This window comes from Microbacterium sp. UBA3394 (assembly GCF_002358725.1).
In the GTDB taxonomy this organism is placed as follows: Bacteria; Actinomycetota; Actinomycetes; order Actinomycetales; family Microbacteriaceae; genus Microbacterium; species Microbacterium luteum.
Window position 1 is genome coordinate 1 of sequence record NZ_DEPK01000196.1, and the last position, 17,377, is coordinate 17,377.

A 17,377-nucleotide genomic window follows, 5' to 3' on the forward strand; every position below is an offset into this window, starting at 1 on the left:
GGCGGCGATGGGCTGAGCCCGCGCATTGCCGGCCTCGCGTGCTCCCGGCGGCTCAGCCGCGGGGCACGACGGTGAACCGGCGCAGCGCCAGGGCCGGGTTGACCCTTCGGACCCGCGAGATCGCCTCCGGATCGAGGTGCGCCACGGCCACGCCCGTGCCCGTGCCGACCGCGGCGACCTCGACGCCCTGCGGATCGACGACCGTCGAGTGACCGACGCCGAGCGGCGGCGGGTGATCCGACGCCGCGACGAAGACGGTGTTCTCGATGGCTCGAGCGTGCAGCAGGGTGCGCCAGTGGTGCTCCTTGAGGGGACCCCGCACCCACTCGGCCGCCACCAGCACCGCCTCGGCGCCGGCGTCGGCGAGCAGGCGCGTCACCTCGGGAAAGCGGAGGTCATAGCAGGTCATGATTCCGAAGCGGAGTCCGTCGACGGCGAAGACCGGCGGCTCGGCGATCTCGCCCGGCTCCACCCAGTCCGATTCGCGCTGACCGAAGGCGTCGTAGAGGTGGAGCTTCCGATACGACGCGACGACTCCCGTCTCATCGACGGCGACGACGGTGTTTCGCACACGGTCGCCGTCGCCGGTTTCGAGGAGACCGGCGACGATCGTCACCCCTTCCGCCGCGGCGATGTCGCGCAGTGCCGCGGTGAACGGGCCGTCCACCGGCTCCGCGTGATCGCGGAGCGAGGCGTCGAACGGATCGATGAAGTAACTGGAGTACTCCGGAAAGACGACCACTCGCGCGCCGCGCTCGGCGGCGACGGCGGCGAGCTCGCCGATCTCTGCGACATTCCGGGCGGTATCGGCCGCAGGAGCGAACTGCGCGACGCCGACGGCGACACTCATGTGCTCTCCTCCCGCGTGCGACGACGCGCTCGCACCACGAACGGCGCAGCGATCCAGGTGACGATCACGAGCGTCCCGAGCGCGCCGAGGATGATCCACGCGGCCGAACCGCCGAGCACGACGTCGAAGACGAAAGCGACCACCCCGACGATGAGCGCCGCCACCAGACCGAGCGCGACGATCACCGCGATGTGTCCGAGCGTCACCACCTCGACCTTCGCGCGCTGCTGGAAGAGCAGCCGATGCAGTGCGACGGGCGCAAGGGCGGTGATCGACGTCACTCCGGCGAGCACGACCAGACACAGGTAGAGCACGCGCTGCCCCGCCGTGAGGTCCGGGAAGGCGGGTTGGAACGCCAGCGCCAGCAGAAAACCCGCCAGGATCTGCGCCCCGGTCTGCAACACCCGCAGCTCCTGGAGCATCTCGTTCCAATTGCGGTCGGCACGCTCGTACGGCGTCTCGTCACGGCCGTCGCGACGGTCGTCGCGGTCCACGGGGGCGGAAGGATCGGGCATGCCGCCATCCTCTCGACAGCATCGCGGCGAGGCAACGCGCGCACGCATCGTCGGTGCTGATTCGACACCCCTTCACGGCCGTGCTAGGCTTTTCTCTTGTGCCGCGGGGTGGAGCAGTTCGGTAGCTCGCTGGGCTCATAACCCAGAGGTCGCAGGTTCAAATCCTGTCCCCGCAACGAGAGAAGGCCCCGGATCCCTTTGGATTCGGGGCCTTCGTCATACCTTCGGCGCGCACGGAACAGCCGCGTGGACACCGCCCTCGGCGCCCGGTAGCATCGGTCTTCAAGAGGTATTGCTAGGCAAACTAGCAATGTGGAAAGGCGCCGATGATCGACACCGACGCTCGGGCGGAGACCGATGACGCCATCGCCCGCAGCCTCGCCCGCGTGCGGCGCCGCGCATCGGGACTCGGCGGGGACATGGAGGCGCTGGGGGCGGCCATCGAGCGCGCCGCCGGCGGGGGCAAGAGATTCCGTCCCGCGCTGGTCGTCGCCTCGTTCCGCGCCTTCGGCGGTGCGGATGCCGACGCGCTCGGCGTCTACGACGTCGCCGCGGCCTACGAGCTGCTCCACACCGCCTTCGTCGCCCATGACGACGTCATCGACCACGACACGGTGCGCCGAGGCATCCCCAACATCGGCGGCGAGTTCCGCGCGCGCGCTCTCGACACCGGGGCCGACGCCGGCGGCGCCGCACTCCTCGGCGATGCGGCGGGCATTCTCGCCGGTGACCTGCTGCTCCACGAGGCCCAGCGGATCATCGCCCTCTCGCCCACCCCGGAGCCGGTGAGGCGCGCGCTGTTGGACCAGTTCGACGATGCGGTCTACGTCTCGGCAGCCGGGGAGCTCGCCGACGTCGGCAACGCCGTCGCCGCCGACGTGGCCGACAGCGCCTCGATCTTCGCCGCGGCCTACAACAAGACCGCGGTCTACTCGTTCTCCGCACCGCTGCGCGCCGGCGCCCTGCTCGCCGACGCGTCCCCGCTCGCCGTGGACCGCATCGGCGCGGCGGGTGGGCGCGTCGGGCTCGCGTTCCAGCTCGTCGACGACCTGATCGGCGCCTTCGGCACCGCCCAGGCCGCCGGCAGGGACGAGGGCGTCGACCTGCGGGAGGCCAAGCGCACGCCGCTCATCGCCTACGCGCGCGAGAGCGCGGAATGGGCGCGGGTCGACGCGGCGGTCGCCGTCGCCCACACCGGTCCGGTTGCCGTCCGACAGGCGCAGCGTCTGCTCGAGCGCAGCGGAGCACGCTCGCGCCTTCGCACGGTCATCGACGACACCCTCGCCGACGCTCTCCGCCAAGCCGGCGATCCCGTGCTTCCCCCGGCCGCGAGGAACCTCCTCGGAGACCTCGCCGAACAGGTGACGGGTCGGATCCCGTGAGCACCGCCCCCACCGGCCTCGCGCTCTACGACCGCACCGCCGAGGCGGCCGCCGCCGCTGTGATCTCCCGCTACTCGACCTCGTTCGCCCTGGCATGTCGGCTGCTCGGGCCGCGACCGCGGCCCCACGTGCGCAACATCTACGCGCTGGTGCGGGTGGCCGACGAGATCGTCGACGGCCCCGGCGAGAGCGCCGGCCTCGACGCCGGAGCCCAGCGGCGCATCCTGGATGATCTGGAGACCGAGACCTGCACCGCTATCGGCAGGGGCTTCAGCTCGAATCTCATCGTGCACGCGTTCGCGCGAACCGCACGCGAGTGCGGGATCGGCCGCGATCTGATCGAGCCGTTCTTCCAGTCGATGCGCGTGGACATCACCACGCGCGAGCACGATGCCTCGTCCCACGACAGCTACGTGTACGGGTCCGCAGAGGTCGTGGGCCTGATGTGCCTCCAGGTCTTCGTCAACGCGGGCAAGCCGCATCCCGAGCCTGCCCCCGCGGACCTCGTCGACGGCGCCAGGCGGCTCGGCGCAGCGTTCCAGGACGTCAACTTCCTGCGCGACCTCGACTTCGACGAGGATGCGCTCGGTCGCGACTACCTCGGAATCGACGCCGGCACCGCGACGCGCACGACGGTTCTCGACCGCATCGACGGCGACCTCGCTGCGGCCGCGGCGGTCGTGCCGAAGCTGCCGTCGGACTGTCGCCGCGCCGTCACCGCCGCGCACGATCTGTTCGGCGAGCTGTCGCTGCGGCTCCGGCGTGCCGGTGATGACACGCACTCCCGTGTGCGCGTCCCCGATCCCGTGAAGGCCCGACTGGCGGCCCGCGCCTGGCTCGGGTTCGCACCGAGAGGAGCACGAACGTCATGACGCAGCGCACGATCGTCATCGGCGGAGGAATCGCCGGGCTCGCGACGGCCGCGCTCCTCGCCGAGGAGGGCCACGACGTCATCCTCCTCGAAGCGCGAGACGAACTCGGCGGCCGTGCCGGGTCGTGGGAGCAGGGCGGATTCCGCTTCGACACCGGCCCCAGCTGGTACCTCATGCCCGAGGTCTTCGACCACTTCTTCCGTCTGCTCGGCACCACAGCGGATGCCGAGCTCGACCTCGTGCCCCTCGAGCCCGCCTACCGCGTGTACGGCCCGCCCGGCACCTCGTCGATCGATGTGAGATCGGGTCGCGAGGCCGCCGTCGCCCTCTTCGAAGGCGTCGAGCCCGGAGCAGGCGAGCGCCTGGCCGCGTACCTCGATTCCGCCGGCGACGCGTACGACCTCGCGGTCGGTCGATTCCTCTACGACACCTACGAGACGACCGCCGGGCTGCGCGACCCTGCCCTGCTGCGCCGCGTTCCGCAGCTGGCCCCGCTCCTGACCCGGTCGCTGTCGCAGCACATCGACAAGCGGTTCGACGACCCGATGCTGCGGCAGATCCTCGGCTACCCCGCCGTCTTCCTCGGCGGTTCCCCGTACGCTGTACCGAGCCTGTATCACCTCATGAGCCACCTCGACCTCGACGAGGGCGTGCTCTACCCCCGCGGCGGCTTCACGACGGTGATCGGGGCGATCGAGCGGCTCGCACGCGAACGCGGGGTCGAGATCCGAACCGGATGCCCCGTCGCGTCGATCGTCACCGAGGACACCCGCGCGCGGGGCGTGCGGCTCGACGACGGCCGCGAGATCGCCGCCGATCTCGTGGTGTCCACCGCCGATCTCCACCACACAGAGACCCAGCTGCTCCCCCGCCACCTGCAGAGCTACCCGGAGTCCTGGTGGAGCAAGCGCACCCCGAGCCCCGGAGCGCTGCTGCTGCTCCTCGGCGTGGAGGGCCAGATCCCCGAGCTCGCGCACCACACCCTGCTGTTCACCGATGACTGGCGCACGAACTTCGACGACATCTTCGGCGATCGCCCGCGCATCCCCGATCCTGCCTCGATCTACGTGTGCCGACCGAGCGCGACGGATGACACCGTCGCCCCCGCCGGGCACGAGAACCTCTTCGTGCTGGTACCGATCCCCGCCGACCCGAGCCTCGGGCACGGCGGCACCGAGGGCGACGGCGACCCCCGCATCGAGGCGGCCGCCGATCGCGTCATCGATCAGATCGCCTCGTGGGCGGGCATCCCGGATCTCGCCGACCGCATCGTCGTGCGCCGGACCATCTCTCCGGGCGACTTCGCCCGCGACCTGCACTCGTGGCGCGGCAACTCGCTGGGCCTGGCGCACACCCTCGGGCAGAGCGCGATGTTCCGGCCCCGCAACATGTCGCGCCGAGTCGCGAACCTGGCCTACGCCGGCACGTCGGCCCTACCCGGGATCGGATTGCCGATGTGCCTGATCTCCGCGGAGCTCGTACTCAAGCGCCTGCGCGGCGACCGCACCGCCGGCCCCCTTCCCGAGCCGGCGCCGGTGGAGCTCTAGGAGTGCCGGGGATCTACCTGGGCGCGATCCTCTTCTCGCTCCTCGGCATCGCCCTGGTCGACGTGCGGTTCCGGCTGGCGTTGCGACCCCACCCGGGTCGCACCCTCCTCGCCACCGTCGCCGGGACCGTCTTCTTCCTGGCGTGGGATCTCGCCGGCATCGCCGCGGGCGTCTTCGTGCAGGGCGACAGTCCGCTGTATGTCGGAATCGAGCTCGCCCCCCATCTTCCGCTCGAGGAGGTGGCGTTCCTCATGTTCCTCAGCTATCTGACGCTGGTGTGCTGGAACGCCGCCCTGCGGCTGCAGGGCCGACGCGACGGCCGCGGCGAGACCACGACGGAACCGGATCCGTCGTGACCTATGCCCTGCTGGTCCTGCCCTTCGCGCTGGCGACTGTTCTCGTGACCCTCGCGACCGTGCGACTGCCCCGGTTCCGGCGGCGCATGGTCGCGTCTGCGCTGGCCGCCGTGGCGCTGTGCCTGCTCACGGCCGTGTTCGACAACATCATGATCGGCTCCGGGCTGTTCACCTACCCCGACGAGCATCTGAGCGGCCTTCGCGTGGGGCTTGCTCCCCTGGAAGACTTCTCCTACCCGCTGTGCGCCGCATTCGGTGTTCCCGCCGTGTGGACGATGCTCCAGGCCCGCACCGCCCGACGCCCCACGGAGGCAGCCGAATGACCACCCCTGCGCCGCTTCGTCCCGCGACCGTGCTCGCACAGCTGTTCGTCTCGTCACGACCGGTCAGCTGGATCAACACGGCCTACCCGTTCGCGGCCGCCTACCTGCTCACGGCGCGGCAGATCGATCTCACGTTCGTCGTCGGCACGCTGTTCTTCCTCGTGCCGTACAACCTCGCGATGTACGGGGTGAACGACGTCTTCGACTACGAGTCCGACCTGCGCAACCCCCGCAAGGGGGGCGCGCACGGAGCCATCCTCGACCGTCGGCTGCACCGGGTCACCCTGTGGGCGGCCGCGCTGTCGTGCCTGCCCTTCCTCGTCTATCTGGTGCTCGTGGGTTCGTGGCCGGCGACGCTCGTGCTCGCGGCGAGCATGTTCTTCGTCGTCTTCTACAGCGCCCCGCCGCTGCGGTTGAAGGAGCGGCCGTTCGCCGATTCGGTGACCAGCAGCATCCACTTCTTCTCCCCCGCCGTCTACGGCCTCGTCCTCGCCGGGGCGACGTGGACGTGGCCGCTGGGGGCGATCGTGGCCGCCTTCGCGCTGTGGGGCGTCGCCTCACACGCCTTCGGCGCCGTGCAGGACGTCGTCGCCGACCGCGAGGCGGACATCGCGTCGATCGCCACCGTCCGCGGGGCGCGGTGGACGGTGCGCTTCTCCCTCGCGTGCTACGCCGCCTCGGGCCTGCTCATGCTCGCGACCGCGTGGCCCGGCCCCCTCGGCGCCGTCATCGCCGTGCCGTACCTCGTGGCCGTCTGGCCCTATCGGAACACCACCGACGAGGCCGCGCACACCGCCACCCGCGGCTGGGACCGCTTCCTGTGGATCAACCAGCTGAGTGGCTTCATGACCACCCTGCTGCTCATCTGGTATGCGCTGCTGACGCCCTGACCGCGTCGGCTCACTCGCCGCCGAGCTCGATCAGCCGGTCGACGGCCGCGGTGAGGCGCTCATCCGCCTCACCGTAGGCCGTCCAGTCGCCCGCCTGCAGCGCGGCATCGCGGTCGAGCATCGCCTGCTGGGCCTCGACCAGCGCCGCCTCGTACTCGAGCGTCGGGGTGGAACCGCCGGTGTCTCCGGTGTCACCCGTGTCCCCCGTGTCGCTCGGGTCGGGCGTCGGCACATCCGTCGGGTCGACGTCACCGTCACCCGCGCTCGCGCCCGAGTCACCGCCGAACAGTGCGTCGAGAGCCTCGTCGAGCGTGTCCTCGAAGGCGATGTCGTCACCGAACGCGACGAGGACCTTCCGCAGCTGCGGCAGCTGCGTGCCCTGGGACGCCTGCACGAACACCGGCTGCACGTAGAGCAGGCCACCACCGACCGGGAGGGTGAGCAGGTTGCCGTTGAGCACCTCGGACTGGCCCTGGCGCAGCAGATTGATCTGCGACGACACCGCAGTGTCGGAGTCGAACGTGTTCTGCACCTGGCCTGGACCGGGCACGGTCGTGTCCGCCGAGATCTCCAGCAGCCTGAGGGTGCCGTAGCCGTCGCGGATGCTTCCCGCCTCATCACCGGCGTTCGAGTCGACCGCGAGGTAGCCCATCAGCACGTTTCGGCTCGCACCGCCCTCGGAGTTCGGGATGAACGTCGTGAACATCGAGTACGACGGCTCCTCCTGATCGGGCATCTGCATCGTCAGGTAGTAGGGCGGCTGCAGCTCGGCGTCGCTCTGCGGGTCTTCCGGCACCGCCCACGCGTTGTCGCGCTGGTAGAAGGACTGCGCGGTGTCCACGTGGTAGACCTGCAGCATCGCGCGCTGCACCTTGAACAGATCCGTCGGATACCGCACGTGCGCCATCAGCTCGGCCGACATGTCCTCGTAGGACTTCAGCGTCGACGGATACACCTTCTGCCACGCCTGCAGCAGCGGATCCTCCTCGTCCCACGCGTAGAGGGTCACCGAACCGTCGTAGGCGTCGACGGTGGCCTTGACCGAGTTGCGGATGTAGTTGATGTCATCCAGCGCGAAGCGCGGCGTCGGGTTGGTCGAGTCCGAGATCGCCGACGACAGGCTCACCGTCGACGAGTACGGGTAGTTCGCGCTCAGCGTGTAGCCGTCGATGACCCACACGATGCGTCCGTCGACGACGGTCGGGTACGGGTCGCTGTCGAGCTCGAGGTAGGGGGCGACCTTCTGGACCCGCACCGACGGGTCGCGGTCGTACAGGATCTGCGAGTCCTCGTTGATCGCGTCCGAGAAGAGGATCTGCTCGGCCTGGAACTTCATCGCGTAGATGAGCCGGTTGAAGGCGTTCCCCACGCTCGGCCCGCCGTCGCCTTCGAAGGTCGTGCGCGTCTCGGACGCCCCGTCGGCGCCGGTGGGATAGTCCAGCTCGATCGGGTCGGCACCCTCCGGCGCGCCGACGATCGAGTAGTCCGGCGAGTACTCGCCGAAGTACACGCGCGGCTGGTAGTCCTCCTGCGCCGAGAGGAAGCCCTGCGCGGGGATGCCGCGCTCCAGGAACACCGGGTCGCCGTCGGGCGTCCGCTCGTTTCCGGCCGCCGCGACCAGTCCGTAACCGTGGGTGTAGGTCAGTGTGGTGTTCTCCCACGACGTCGCGGCCCCGAGCTGATCGATGTTCAGCTCGCGGATCGACATGATCGTGTCCTGCGACGTGCCCTCGATGTCGTAGCGGTCCACATCCAGCGGATCCTGGAACTGGTAGAACGCCCGGTACTGCTCGAGCTGACGGATGGTGGGGCCGATGATGCTCGGGTCCATGATGCGGATCTGAGCGGTGGTCGCGGCGTCGTCGCGCAGCTGTCCGGCCTCGGCGGTGGTCTCGGCCTCGAACTGGGTCTTCTCGACCGTGTCGATGCCGTACGCCTCCTTGGTCATGTCGACGTTGCGCTGGTAGAACTCGCGCTCGAGCGCCAGCTGGTTGGGCTGCACCTGGAACGTGTTGACCACCCACGGGATGCCGACGCCGACGACGATCGCCGAGACGACCAGGAGCGCGGTTCCGATGAGCGGGAAGCGCCAGCGGCCGATGACGGCGGTGACGAAGAAGAGGATGGCGACGATCGCCGCGACGATCGCGAGGATCGTGAGCCCGGGGATCGTGGCGTTGACGCCCACATACCCGGGACCGGTGATGCGCTCCCCCGGCTCGACGAGCGTCGCGAAGCGGTCGAGGTAGAGACTCACTCCCTGGACCAGCAGGTACAGACCCGCGAGCACGGCGATCATGATGCGCGCCGACTTGGAGATGCGCAGCTCGCGCTGCCCGACCCGCACCGATCCGTAGAGGTAGGACACCAGTCCCGTCACGAGCAGGCAGATCAGGAGAACAGCGGAGATGTACCCCACCAGCGTCGAGTAGAACGGCAGGGCGAACAGGTAGAAGCCGGTGTCCAGGCCGAACTCGGGATCGACGGTCGTGGTGGCCACCCCGTTGAACCACAGCCACGTGGTCTCCCACTGCGCGGATGCGGCGAAGCCGGCGAAGAAGCCGAAGAAGACCGGGATCCCCCACATCGCCAGGCGGCGCAGCGGCTCGACGACCTCCTGATAGCGGTCCAGCTGCGAGCTCAGTCGCGCATAGACCGGGCGCAGTCGGTATGCCAGCTGGATGGTGACCCACACCGGGATCGCCATTCCGAGGAAGCCCACGACGAACATCACGGTGCGCGCGACCCACTGGGTGACCAGCACCTCCTCGAAGCCCAGCTGGGCGAACCACAGCCAGTCCGCGTAGAGCCCCGCGAAGACGAAGAAGGCCACGACGAGCGCGGCGATGATCGCGAGGGTGATGCCGATGATGCGGCGGGATCGGGAAGGCGTGGCCGGGTTCGGCGCTGAGGTCGTGGTCACCTGTCCATCCTAGGCACGGCGGACGACGCCGACGCCCGGCGGGCGACGGTCCTCAAGACACTCCCAGCGCGCCGTGACCGCAGAGTGACCTGTGTCAGCTCAGGGCGCGATCACGAGCAGGTCGCAAGGTCCGCCGTGTCGTCGCCGGCGCTGATCGCCGCGAGCGCCTCGAGTGCGTCGTCGAGGTCCTGCACCGCGAACACCTCGAGGCCGTCGGGGATGTGGCCCACCACCTCGTCGCAGTTCGCATCCGGCGCCAGGAACCACTCCGCGTCGGCCTCGGCCGCACCGTACAGCTTCTGACGGATGCCGCCGATGGGGCCCACGGTGCCGTCGGCGGTGATCGTCCCCGTGCCGGCCACGTTCTCACCGCCGTTGAGCTCCCCCTCGGTGAGGGTGTCGATGATCCCGAGCGCGAACATCATCCCGGCGCTCGGGCCGCCGACGTTGTTGAGCTGGATCGTCACGTCGATCGGGAAGTCGAACGACGTGGAGAGCACGATGCCGAGCAGCCACGTCGTCTCGCCGTCGGCCTCGACCGCCTCGGGCGTGACGGTCTCGACGACCTCCTCGCCGTCACGGCGCAGCGTGAGCTCGACCGCATCGCCCTCGGCTTCGGCGACGACGTCGCGGAGCTCCGCGACATCCCTCACCTCACGCCCGTCGGCGGCGACGACGACGTCGCCGGACTGGACGAGGCCCGCCGCGGCGGCATCCTCCCCCACCTCGACGACGGTCAACTCGGGGTTCACGTCGTAGCCCAGCTCGACGAGGGCCGCCGCGGTCGCCTCCTGCTGGGAGTCGACCATGAGGGCGGCGCTCTGTTCGCTGCGCTGTTCGGTGGATACGCCCTCGGGGTAGACGGAATCGATCGGCAGCACCGCACGGCTCGCGTCCAACCAGGCCACCGCGAGCTCGAACCACGACGGGGTGCGCTCGCGGTTGCCCACCACCTGCACGGTGAGGAGGTCCAGCGCGCCGTCGGTCGGATAGGTCTGCGCTCCTTCGACGCTGATGAGGGGCACCTCCTCGCCCTCGGCGGTCTCCGCGGTCCCGAGCGTGTTGTAGACCGGGCCGGGCTGCTGGATCACGTACGCGGTGGGGAGGAAGGTGAGGACCAGCAGCGCGGCGAGCGCGACGACCAGCGCCCAGATGCCGACCAGGGTGCGGCGAGCGACGCGGCGTCGCGGGGCGGGCGTGAGGGTGACGTTCTCGTCGAACAGAGCCAAGAGGGGCCTTTCCGTGCAGGTCGTTCGCGACCGGCGTAAGGCGATCGGGTCCCGGCCGGGGAGAGCGATGATCCGGCTGACTAGCCTAGGACCAACACCCGCAGACCTGTCTGAAAGGCGGCTGAAGTGGCAGAGGACGACGACCGCACTCCCGAAGAGGAGTTCCAGGAGCTGCTCAAGCAGCTGTTCGGCGGCACCGGGGCGGGGATCGACCCCGAGCAGCTGTCGCGGATGGCCGGGATGAACATCGACCCGGCGATGATGCAGACGGTCATGCGTCATCTCCAGGACGCCTTCAGCGCGAGCGACGACCAGCCGATCTCGTGGGAGGCTGCCGAGCGTCAGGCCCTGCACATCGCGAACCAGGACGACCGCGGCGTCACCGCCGGGCAGCGCACCGACCTCGACCAGGCATTCACTCTGGCGGGTCTGTGGCTGAGCGAGGCGACGACCATCTCCGAACTGTCCGACGCACCCCGCGCGATCACGCGCGGCGGCTGGGTCGAGGCGACCCTCCCGGTGTGGCAGGAGCTGGCCGCCCCGGTGGCCACGAGCATCGCCGACGCGCTCACGCAGGCTCTGCAGGAGCAGACACCCGACGACATGCAGCAGCTGGTGCAGGGTGCCGGAAAGCTCATGCGCACCATCGGCGGTTCGCTGTTCGCCACCCAGCTGGGCGCCGTGGTCGGCAACCTCTCCAAGGAGGTCGTCAGCGGCGGTGACGTGGGCATCCCGCTCATGCCGGCCGGCCAGGCCGGCATCCTGCCGCAGAACTTCGCCGCGTTCGGCGAAGGCCTGGAGGTTCCGGACGATCAGCTCGCCCTCTACATCGCCACGCGCGAACTCGCGCACGCGCGCCTGTTCCGTCACGCGCGCTGGCTGCGTCTGCATGTGATCTCGCAGGTGACCGACTTCGCGCGCGGCGTGCACGTCGACACCGACGCGCTGGAGGATCTCGCATCCCGCTTCGATCCGTCCGAGCCCGACGAGCTGCGGCGAGCGCTGGAGAGCGGGGCCCTGCTCCCCCAGCGCACCGACGCGCAGAACGCGACCCTCGCTCGCCTGGAGAGTCTGCTGGCCACGATCGAGGGATGGGTCGAAGTCGTCACCGAGGACGCCGTCACGCGCCTGCCCGCCGCGGGTCGCATCGCCGAGGCCGTGCGGCGACGGCGCGCGGTCGGCGGGCCGGCCGAACAGGCGCTGAGCTCGCTCGTCGGACTCGAGCTCCGCCCGCGACGGATGCGGGAGGCGGCTGCGATGTGGCGGTCGGTGAGCGATGCCGTCGGCACCGCGGCGCGGGATTCCCTGTGGGACTATCCCGACCTCATGCCGACATCCGATGACATCGACGACCCCGCCGCGCTCATCGCGCGTCTCGAAGCGCGCGCACGCGGCGAGGAGCCGGCGACCGACGAGATGGACGACGCCCTCGCCAGGCTCCTCGCCGATGCTCAGTCCGGCGACGAGGCGTCGCCAGGTCCCACGGCCGAGGGAACGACGCCGGGCGACGACGCCGCACCCGGTGATGAGTCCGACGGCGACGAGTCCGACGGCGACGCGCACGGGCCCGCGCGCCCCGTCTGACCTCTCCTCCCCACCCGCCTCGCAGCGACGCGGGTGGGAAGCCTTGTGGACAGCGATCGGTGCCGTTCCGCCTCCTCGTGCAGGATCGGCGCATGCCGTTGCGCCTGGACCCCCGACACCCGCCGCTGTGGCGCACCCCGACGGCGGTGCAGTTCGGAGCCGACGCCGTCGCGGTGGTCGAGGCCGACCAGCCCTGGCACACCCGCCTGCTGGCCGTGCTCGAGGAGGGACTGCCCGCCGAACACGCCGTCCGGGTCGCGGGCGCCATGGGCGCACCCGCAGCGGAGGCGGCGGAATTCCTCGCCGCGATCGCGCCGGCGCTGCGCGACGACGACGCTCCGGCGGGCGAACAGGTGATGCTCCGCGTGAGCGGAGCCGTCGACCCGTGCGTCTACGCGGGCGTCCACGACGGTCTCGTCGCCGCGGGCGTTCGGATCGTCGACCACGATCACGCGCCCCTGATCGTCGTGGCCTCCCACGTGCTGGATCCGCGCGTGACGGCGCGGCTGATGGCGGATGACCGCCGGCACCTCCCGATCGTGGCGACCTGCTCCGGCGCCGAGGTCGGCCCCCTCGTCCTCCCGGGGAAGACGGCATGCCTCACGTGCGTCGCGACCGTTCGAACGGAGCGCGAGCCGTGGTGGCCGGCCGTGGCGGCGCAGCTCCTCGGCTCACCCCCGCCGCCCTCGTCGCCGGCGATCGCCGGCGAGGCCGGCCTGTTCGCGGCTCGGCTGCTCACCGAGGCGCCGCATCCCCCGGTCGCTGGGACGGTCTCGTGGGCGCTGCGCCCCGACGCGTCGCCGGCCCGGCGGATGCACCGGCCGGCCGAGCGCTGCGGATGCCGATCTCCTGCAGGAACCGCGACGGATCCCGATCTCGCACCCCCCGCGCCCAGGACAGCGACAGCGTTCGCCGTGCCCGCGTGATCCCGACGTAGGCGAGTCGACGCTCCTCGTCGATCTGCTCGAAGGACTGCGCGTACGAGATGGGCAGCTGTCCCTCGGCCAGACCGGCCAGGTGCACGTGGTCCCACTCGAGGCCCTTCGCCGCATGGAGTGTCGCCAGCGTGACCGTGCGCAGCGCGGGTTCGTCCTGCGTCTTGGCACGGGCGGTGAGCTCATCGGTGAACGCACGCAGGGTCGTGCCCTCGGGGGCCTCCTCGGCCAGGCGCAGCAGAGCAGCCCGTGCCTCCCAGGCGTCGCGGAGGGCGCCGCCGGCCGGAGGCGCCTCGGCGGTGAACCCGAGGGAGCGCAGCACGTCGCGCACCGCGTCGACGAAGTCGCCGTCGATCGGCGCGACCGATGCCCCGCGGAGGGCGAGCACCGCCTGTCGCACCTCCGGCATGTCGAAGAATCGCCGCCCGCCGAGCACCGTGGTGGGCACCCCCGCATCCGACAGCGCGGCGGAGATCTCCGCCGACTGCGCGTGCGCGCGGTAGAGCACGGCGATCGAGGCGGGATCGGCGCCGGAGCTCAATCGCCGCGCGACGGCCGCGGCGATTCCACGGGCTTCGGCCGCTTCGTCCTCGTAGGCGGTCGCCTCCGGCTCCCGGGCCGCCCCGTCGGACGCGGGGACGCGCGAGGGCTCCAGCCGGAGCGCGCCGGGGCGACCGCGCATGAGCTCGTTGGCCGCGTGCAGGATGCCCGCATCCGACCGATAGCTCGTTTCGAGACGCACGACCGTCGCGTCCGCGTGCCGATGGGCGAATTCCAGGAGATACCGCGCGTCGGCGCCGGCGAAGGAGTAGATCGTCTGACTGGCGTCCCCCACCACGCACAGATCCCGGCGGTCGCCGAGCCAGAGCTCGAGCAGCCGATGCTGCAGAGGTGAGACGTCCTGGAACTCGTCGACGGTGAAGTGGCGGTACTGCTCGTGCACGGCATGCGCGACCGCCGGTTCGGTCTCGAGCATGCCCGCGCACGCCAGAAGCACGTCCTCGAAGTCGAGTTGGCGCCGTTCGTCCTTGAGCTTCTCGTAGGCCCGCTGCAGGTCGACGATGCGCGAGATGTCGTAGCGCCCGACGCCGTCGGGACGCGCCGTCGCATAATCCTCGATCGAACGCATCGTGACCTTGCGCCACTCGATCGCCGACGCGATGTCACGAAGCGTCCCGGTGTCCGGGTCCATCCCCACCGTGTCGGCGGCATGCGCGAGCAGCCGCACTTTGTTGTCGACGACGGCCGGGGCGCTGTCGCCGGCGAGCGTGGGCCAGAAGTAGTTCAGCTGGGACAGCGCCGCGGCATGGAAGGTGCGTGCGCTCACCCCGCCGACGCCGAGCGCCCGCAACCGCCCGCGCATCTCGCCGGCCGCCTTCGCCGTGAAGGTGACCGCCATCACGCGATTCGGCGTGAAAGCTCCCGTCTCCACGCCGTGCGCAATGCGATGGGTGATCACCCGGGTCTTGCCGGTGCCCGCGCCCGCGAGCACCGCGACCGGCCCGCGCAGGGCGCGTGCGGCTTCTCGCTGGCGGTCGTCCAGTCCGTCGAGCGCGCTCACGCGACCCCGCCGTGCCAGCCTTCGATGAGGCGGCGCGAGATCGAAGCGGGCCCGGGGAGCTGCACCGGGCCGCGGCCCGACAGAGCGGCACCGATCTCATCGCGGTGGAACCACCGCACCGCCACGATCTCCTCGCCGTCCGGGCGCACCGCGTGAGCGTCGACCGCCGTGGCGAGGAAGCCGACCATGAGCGAACGGGGATACGGCCAGGACTGGGACCCGCGGTAGCGCACATCCGTCAACGCGACGCCCGCTTCTTCGTACAGCTCTCGCGCGACGGTGTCCTCGAGGGACTCCCCGGCCTCGTTGAACCCGGCGAAGCAGGAGAATCGGTCCTCGCCCCACAGCACGTTCGAGCCGAGCAGCAGCAGGTCGGGATCGTGCGGGTGGGTGACCGCGACGATCACCGCGGGGTCGGTCCGGGGGAAGTGCTCGCGCCCGCAGGACGCGCAGTGTCGGGACCACCCGGACATGCGCACGTCGGTGCGCGTACCGCACGCGGGGCAGAAGGGGGAATCGCGCAGCCAGCGGGCGAGGCTGAGCGCTTCGGTGAACACGCTTGCCTCGGCGGGGTCGAGGTCGGCCCCCACCACCCGCAGCCCGCCCCACCCGCCGGGAGCGTCGAACGGCGGCTCATCGTCGACGTAGACGGCGGCGAGCACGGCACGGCCGTCGGGGCGACGGCCGAGGAATGCCCACTCATCGGGCGCGGGCACCTCGCAGGGCGACATCCAGGCCAGCGCGTCGCGGGCGGCCAGCGGAGCCGCATCGCGAGCGAGCGCGAGCACGACCGTGTCCTTGTCGGCCACGGCCGCATCGATGAGTCCGTCGAGCGTTCGTTCCTCGGCCGACCGGTCGACCGCCAGCCCGATGGCGACGGGAGGATGCGATTGCGCCGTCATCGAGGACCTTCCTGCATTGGTCGCGGAGCCGGGCGTGGCGCGGCCGGGCGCGGGGGTCACCGACCTACCCTGGGCTCATGGCACGCTCACCTCTCACTCTAGCCGCGACGGTGACATCGGCTCTTCCGCAGGCCGTCGTGGTCGCGGTGAGAGCGTTGACCGAGGGAGCGGCCGGCCGGTACGACGCGGCTGTCGCCGAGCTCGACGACGGACGACGCGTGGTGGTCCGCGTGCCCGTGGACGCCGCAGGCTCGGCCGACCTGGCCGCCGAGGCCCGGGCGCTGCGGGCGCTCACGCCGGGCGTGCGCAGTCTGCTGCCGTACCGCGCGCCCGAGCTTCTGGGCGAGACGTCGCTCGACGCGCACCGCGTGCTGGTGGTCGACCTCCTCGAGGGGTACCGGGTGGATGCCGCTCACATCCCCGCCGGGCGCGGTGTGGCCACCTCACTGGGTGAAGCCCTCGCCGCACTGCACGGCCTGCCCCCGTCGATCGTCCGCGCCGAGGGATTGCCGGTGCGCACCCCCTCGCAGGTACGAGACGACGTCACGCACCTGCTCGATCGCGCTGAGGCGACGCGTCGGGTCCCCGCTCCGCTCTTGGCGAGATGGCGCCGCGCGGTGTCGTCGGAGCAGCTCTGGCGCTTCGAGTCGGCGGTGACGCTCGGCGGAGCGACCGCGGCCTCGTTCCTCTTCGATGAGGTGGACGATGCACCCGCCGTCGTGGGTCTGCTGGAGTGGCAGGGGCTCCAGGTCGGAGACCCGGCTGTCGATCTGCAATGGCTCGCGGGGGCGCCCGACGCCGCCGACGACGTCCTCGACGCCTACGGCGCGGCGAGCGGGCGCGCACCGGACGGCCTGGTGCGCGAGCGTGCCCGCATGTACGCCGAGCTGGAATTCGCACGCTGGCTCGTCCACGGCGACGAATCGGGGCGCGAAGACATCGTCCACGACGCCGTGGAACTGCTGGAGTCGCTCGCCGAGGGGGTCGGGCACGACGATGTGGTGCCCCGGGCGGGCTCGAGCGTCGACGAGGCCCTGGCGCTCCTGGACCGCACGCCCGAGGCTCCCGCCGCGGGCGTGGACACGTCGATGCACACCGACACGTACGATCCCGAGGAGCTGTCGACGTGGCTCTCGGATGACGATGCTCAGTCGACGACCGATCTGGCCGGTGCCGTCGAGCGGGCGCGATCGGCGACCGGACCCCTCCTCGATGAGCAGCCGGTGGATGATGATGCGCCGGAGGTGAAGGCTCCCGAGCCGATCTGGTCGGATATCACCTTCGCCGAGACCGCGCCGCTGGCCGACGAAGACCTGCCCGCACCCGTCTCACGCGCCCCGATCACCGAGCGCGACGTGCCGCGACCCCTGGTCACCGCCACCGGGTCCGACACGGCCCGCCGCGCCGCCACCCGCACCGCCGATGACCCCGAAGAGCCCGACGATGCGGCCGAAGCGCAGCGAGCATCCGACGCCGCGCTCCGCCGCTGGCTCGCCGACTGAAGCACC

At 70.9% G+C, this 17,377-nt stretch carries 14 protein-coding genes and 1 tRNA gene; 9 read left to right on the forward strand and 6 right to left on the reverse strand.

What is annotated here, in order from left to right:
• Nucleotides 1–52 precede the first annotated feature (52 nt).
• Together B4E30_RS11835 and B4E30_RS11840 are read right to left on the reverse strand one after the other, a co-directional pair.
• Nucleotides 53–850, reverse strand: a complete 798-nt coding sequence (locus tag B4E30_RS11835) for a carbon-nitrogen hydrolase family protein (RefSeq protein ID WP_286795415.1) — start codon at nucleotides 848–850, stop codon at nucleotides 53–55.
• On the reverse strand, nucleotides 847–1,365 hold the full coding sequence (locus B4E30_RS11840) for a DUF6328 family protein (RefSeq protein WP_071042956.1): 519 nt from the start codon (nucleotides 1,363–1,365) through the stop codon (nucleotides 847–849). The genes B4E30_RS11835 and B4E30_RS11840 overlap by 4 nt, the downstream gene beginning before the upstream one ends.
• A 102-nt stretch (nucleotides 1,366–1,467) precedes the next feature.
• Here B4E30_RS11840 and B4E30_RS11845 point away from each other — a divergent pair.
• The 7 genes from B4E30_RS11845 to B4E30_RS11875 all read left to right on the forward strand — a co-directional run bounded on the left by B4E30_RS11845 (nucleotide 1,468) and on the right by B4E30_RS11875 (nucleotide 6,735).
• Nucleotides 1,468–1,541: transfer RNA gene (locus B4E30_RS11845), tRNA-Met, on the forward strand.
• Between the two features lie 150 nt (nucleotides 1,542–1,691).
• Nucleotides 1,692–2,747, forward strand: coding sequence for a polyprenyl synthetase family protein (locus B4E30_RS11850; protein WP_194384992.1), 1,056 nt, complete (start codon nucleotides 1,692–1,694; stop codon nucleotides 2,745–2,747).
• Nucleotides 2,744–3,619 (forward strand): phytoene/squalene synthase family protein, encoded by an 876-nt coding sequence (locus B4E30_RS11855; protein ID WP_194384991.1) that lies wholly within the window; start codon nucleotides 2,744–2,746, stop codon nucleotides 3,617–3,619. The genes B4E30_RS11850 and B4E30_RS11855 overlap by 4 nt, the downstream gene beginning before the upstream one ends.
• Nucleotides 3,616–5,166, forward strand: a complete 1,551-nt coding sequence (crtI, locus tag B4E30_RS11860) for a phytoene desaturase family protein (protein WP_194384990.1) — start codon at nucleotides 3,616–3,618, stop codon at nucleotides 5,164–5,166. The genes B4E30_RS11855 and crtI overlap by 4 nt, the downstream gene beginning before the upstream one ends.
• Nucleotides 5,167–5,168: 2 nt before the next feature.
• Nucleotides 5,169–5,522, forward strand: a complete 354-nt coding sequence (locus B4E30_RS11865; RefSeq protein ID WP_194384989.1) for a lycopene cyclase domain-containing protein — start codon at nucleotides 5,169–5,171, stop codon at nucleotides 5,520–5,522.
• Nucleotides 5,519–5,845: a lycopene cyclase domain-containing protein gene (locus tag B4E30_RS11870; RefSeq protein WP_071042951.1), complete on the forward strand. Its 327-nt coding sequence runs from the start codon at nucleotides 5,519–5,521 to the stop codon at nucleotides 5,843–5,845. The genes B4E30_RS11865 and B4E30_RS11870 overlap by 4 nt, the downstream gene beginning before the upstream one ends.
• The gene (locus B4E30_RS11875; protein WP_194384988.1) at nucleotides 5,842–6,735 is read left to right on the forward strand and encodes a prenyltransferase; all 894 of its coding nucleotides are present in this window, start codon (nucleotides 5,842–5,844) and stop codon (nucleotides 6,733–6,735) included. The genes B4E30_RS11870 and B4E30_RS11875 overlap by 4 nt, the downstream gene beginning before the upstream one ends.
• 10 nt (nucleotides 6,736–6,745) lie before the next feature.
• On the opposite strand, the gene B4E30_RS11880 is transcribed toward B4E30_RS11875, so the two are convergent.
• A complete protein-coding gene (locus B4E30_RS11880; RefSeq protein ID WP_071042949.1) occupies nucleotides 6,746–9,658 on the reverse strand; it encodes a UPF0182 family protein in 2,913 nt (970 codons plus the stop codon).
• Nucleotides 9,659–9,768: 110 nt separating this feature from the next.
• The gene (locus tag B4E30_RS11885; protein WP_071042948.1) at nucleotides 9,769–10,887 is read right to left on the reverse strand and encodes a YlbL family protein; all 1,119 of its coding nucleotides are present in this window, start codon (nucleotides 10,885–10,887) and stop codon (nucleotides 9,769–9,771) included.
• 126 nt (nucleotides 10,888–11,013) lie between these two features.
• Between B4E30_RS11885 and B4E30_RS11890 the strand changes: the two genes are divergently transcribed.
• Nucleotides 11,014–12,471 carry a zinc-dependent metalloprotease gene (locus B4E30_RS11890; protein ID WP_071042947.1) on the forward strand — a complete coding sequence of 486 codons (1,458 nt, stop codon included), beginning with the start codon at nucleotides 11,014–11,016 and terminating at the stop codon, nucleotides 12,469–12,471.
• A 735-nt stretch (nucleotides 12,472–13,206) separates the two neighbouring features.
• Here the strand turns inward: B4E30_RS11890 and B4E30_RS11895 are convergent.
• Nucleotides 13,207–14,967 carry an ATP-dependent helicase gene (locus B4E30_RS11895; RefSeq protein WP_286795416.1) on the reverse strand — a complete coding sequence of 587 codons (1,761 nt, stop codon included), beginning with the start codon at nucleotides 14,965–14,967 and terminating at the stop codon, nucleotides 13,207–13,209.
• Nucleotides 14,964–15,869, reverse strand: a complete 906-nt coding sequence (gene nudC / locus B4E30_RS11900; RefSeq protein WP_071042945.1) for an NAD(+) diphosphatase — start codon at nucleotides 15,867–15,869, stop codon at nucleotides 14,964–14,966. Before nudC ends, B4E30_RS11895 begins: the two co-directional genes overlap by 4 nt.
• A 77-nt stretch (nucleotides 15,870–15,946) precedes the next feature.
• On the opposite strand from nudC, the gene B4E30_RS11905 reads away from it, so the two are divergent.
• The gene (locus tag B4E30_RS11905) at nucleotides 15,947–17,371 is read left to right on the forward strand and encodes a phosphotransferase (protein ID WP_286717141.1); all 1,425 of its coding nucleotides are present in this window, start codon (nucleotides 15,947–15,949) and stop codon (nucleotides 17,369–17,371) included.
• The last annotated feature ends 6 nt before the right edge of the window (nucleotides 17,372–17,377 follow it).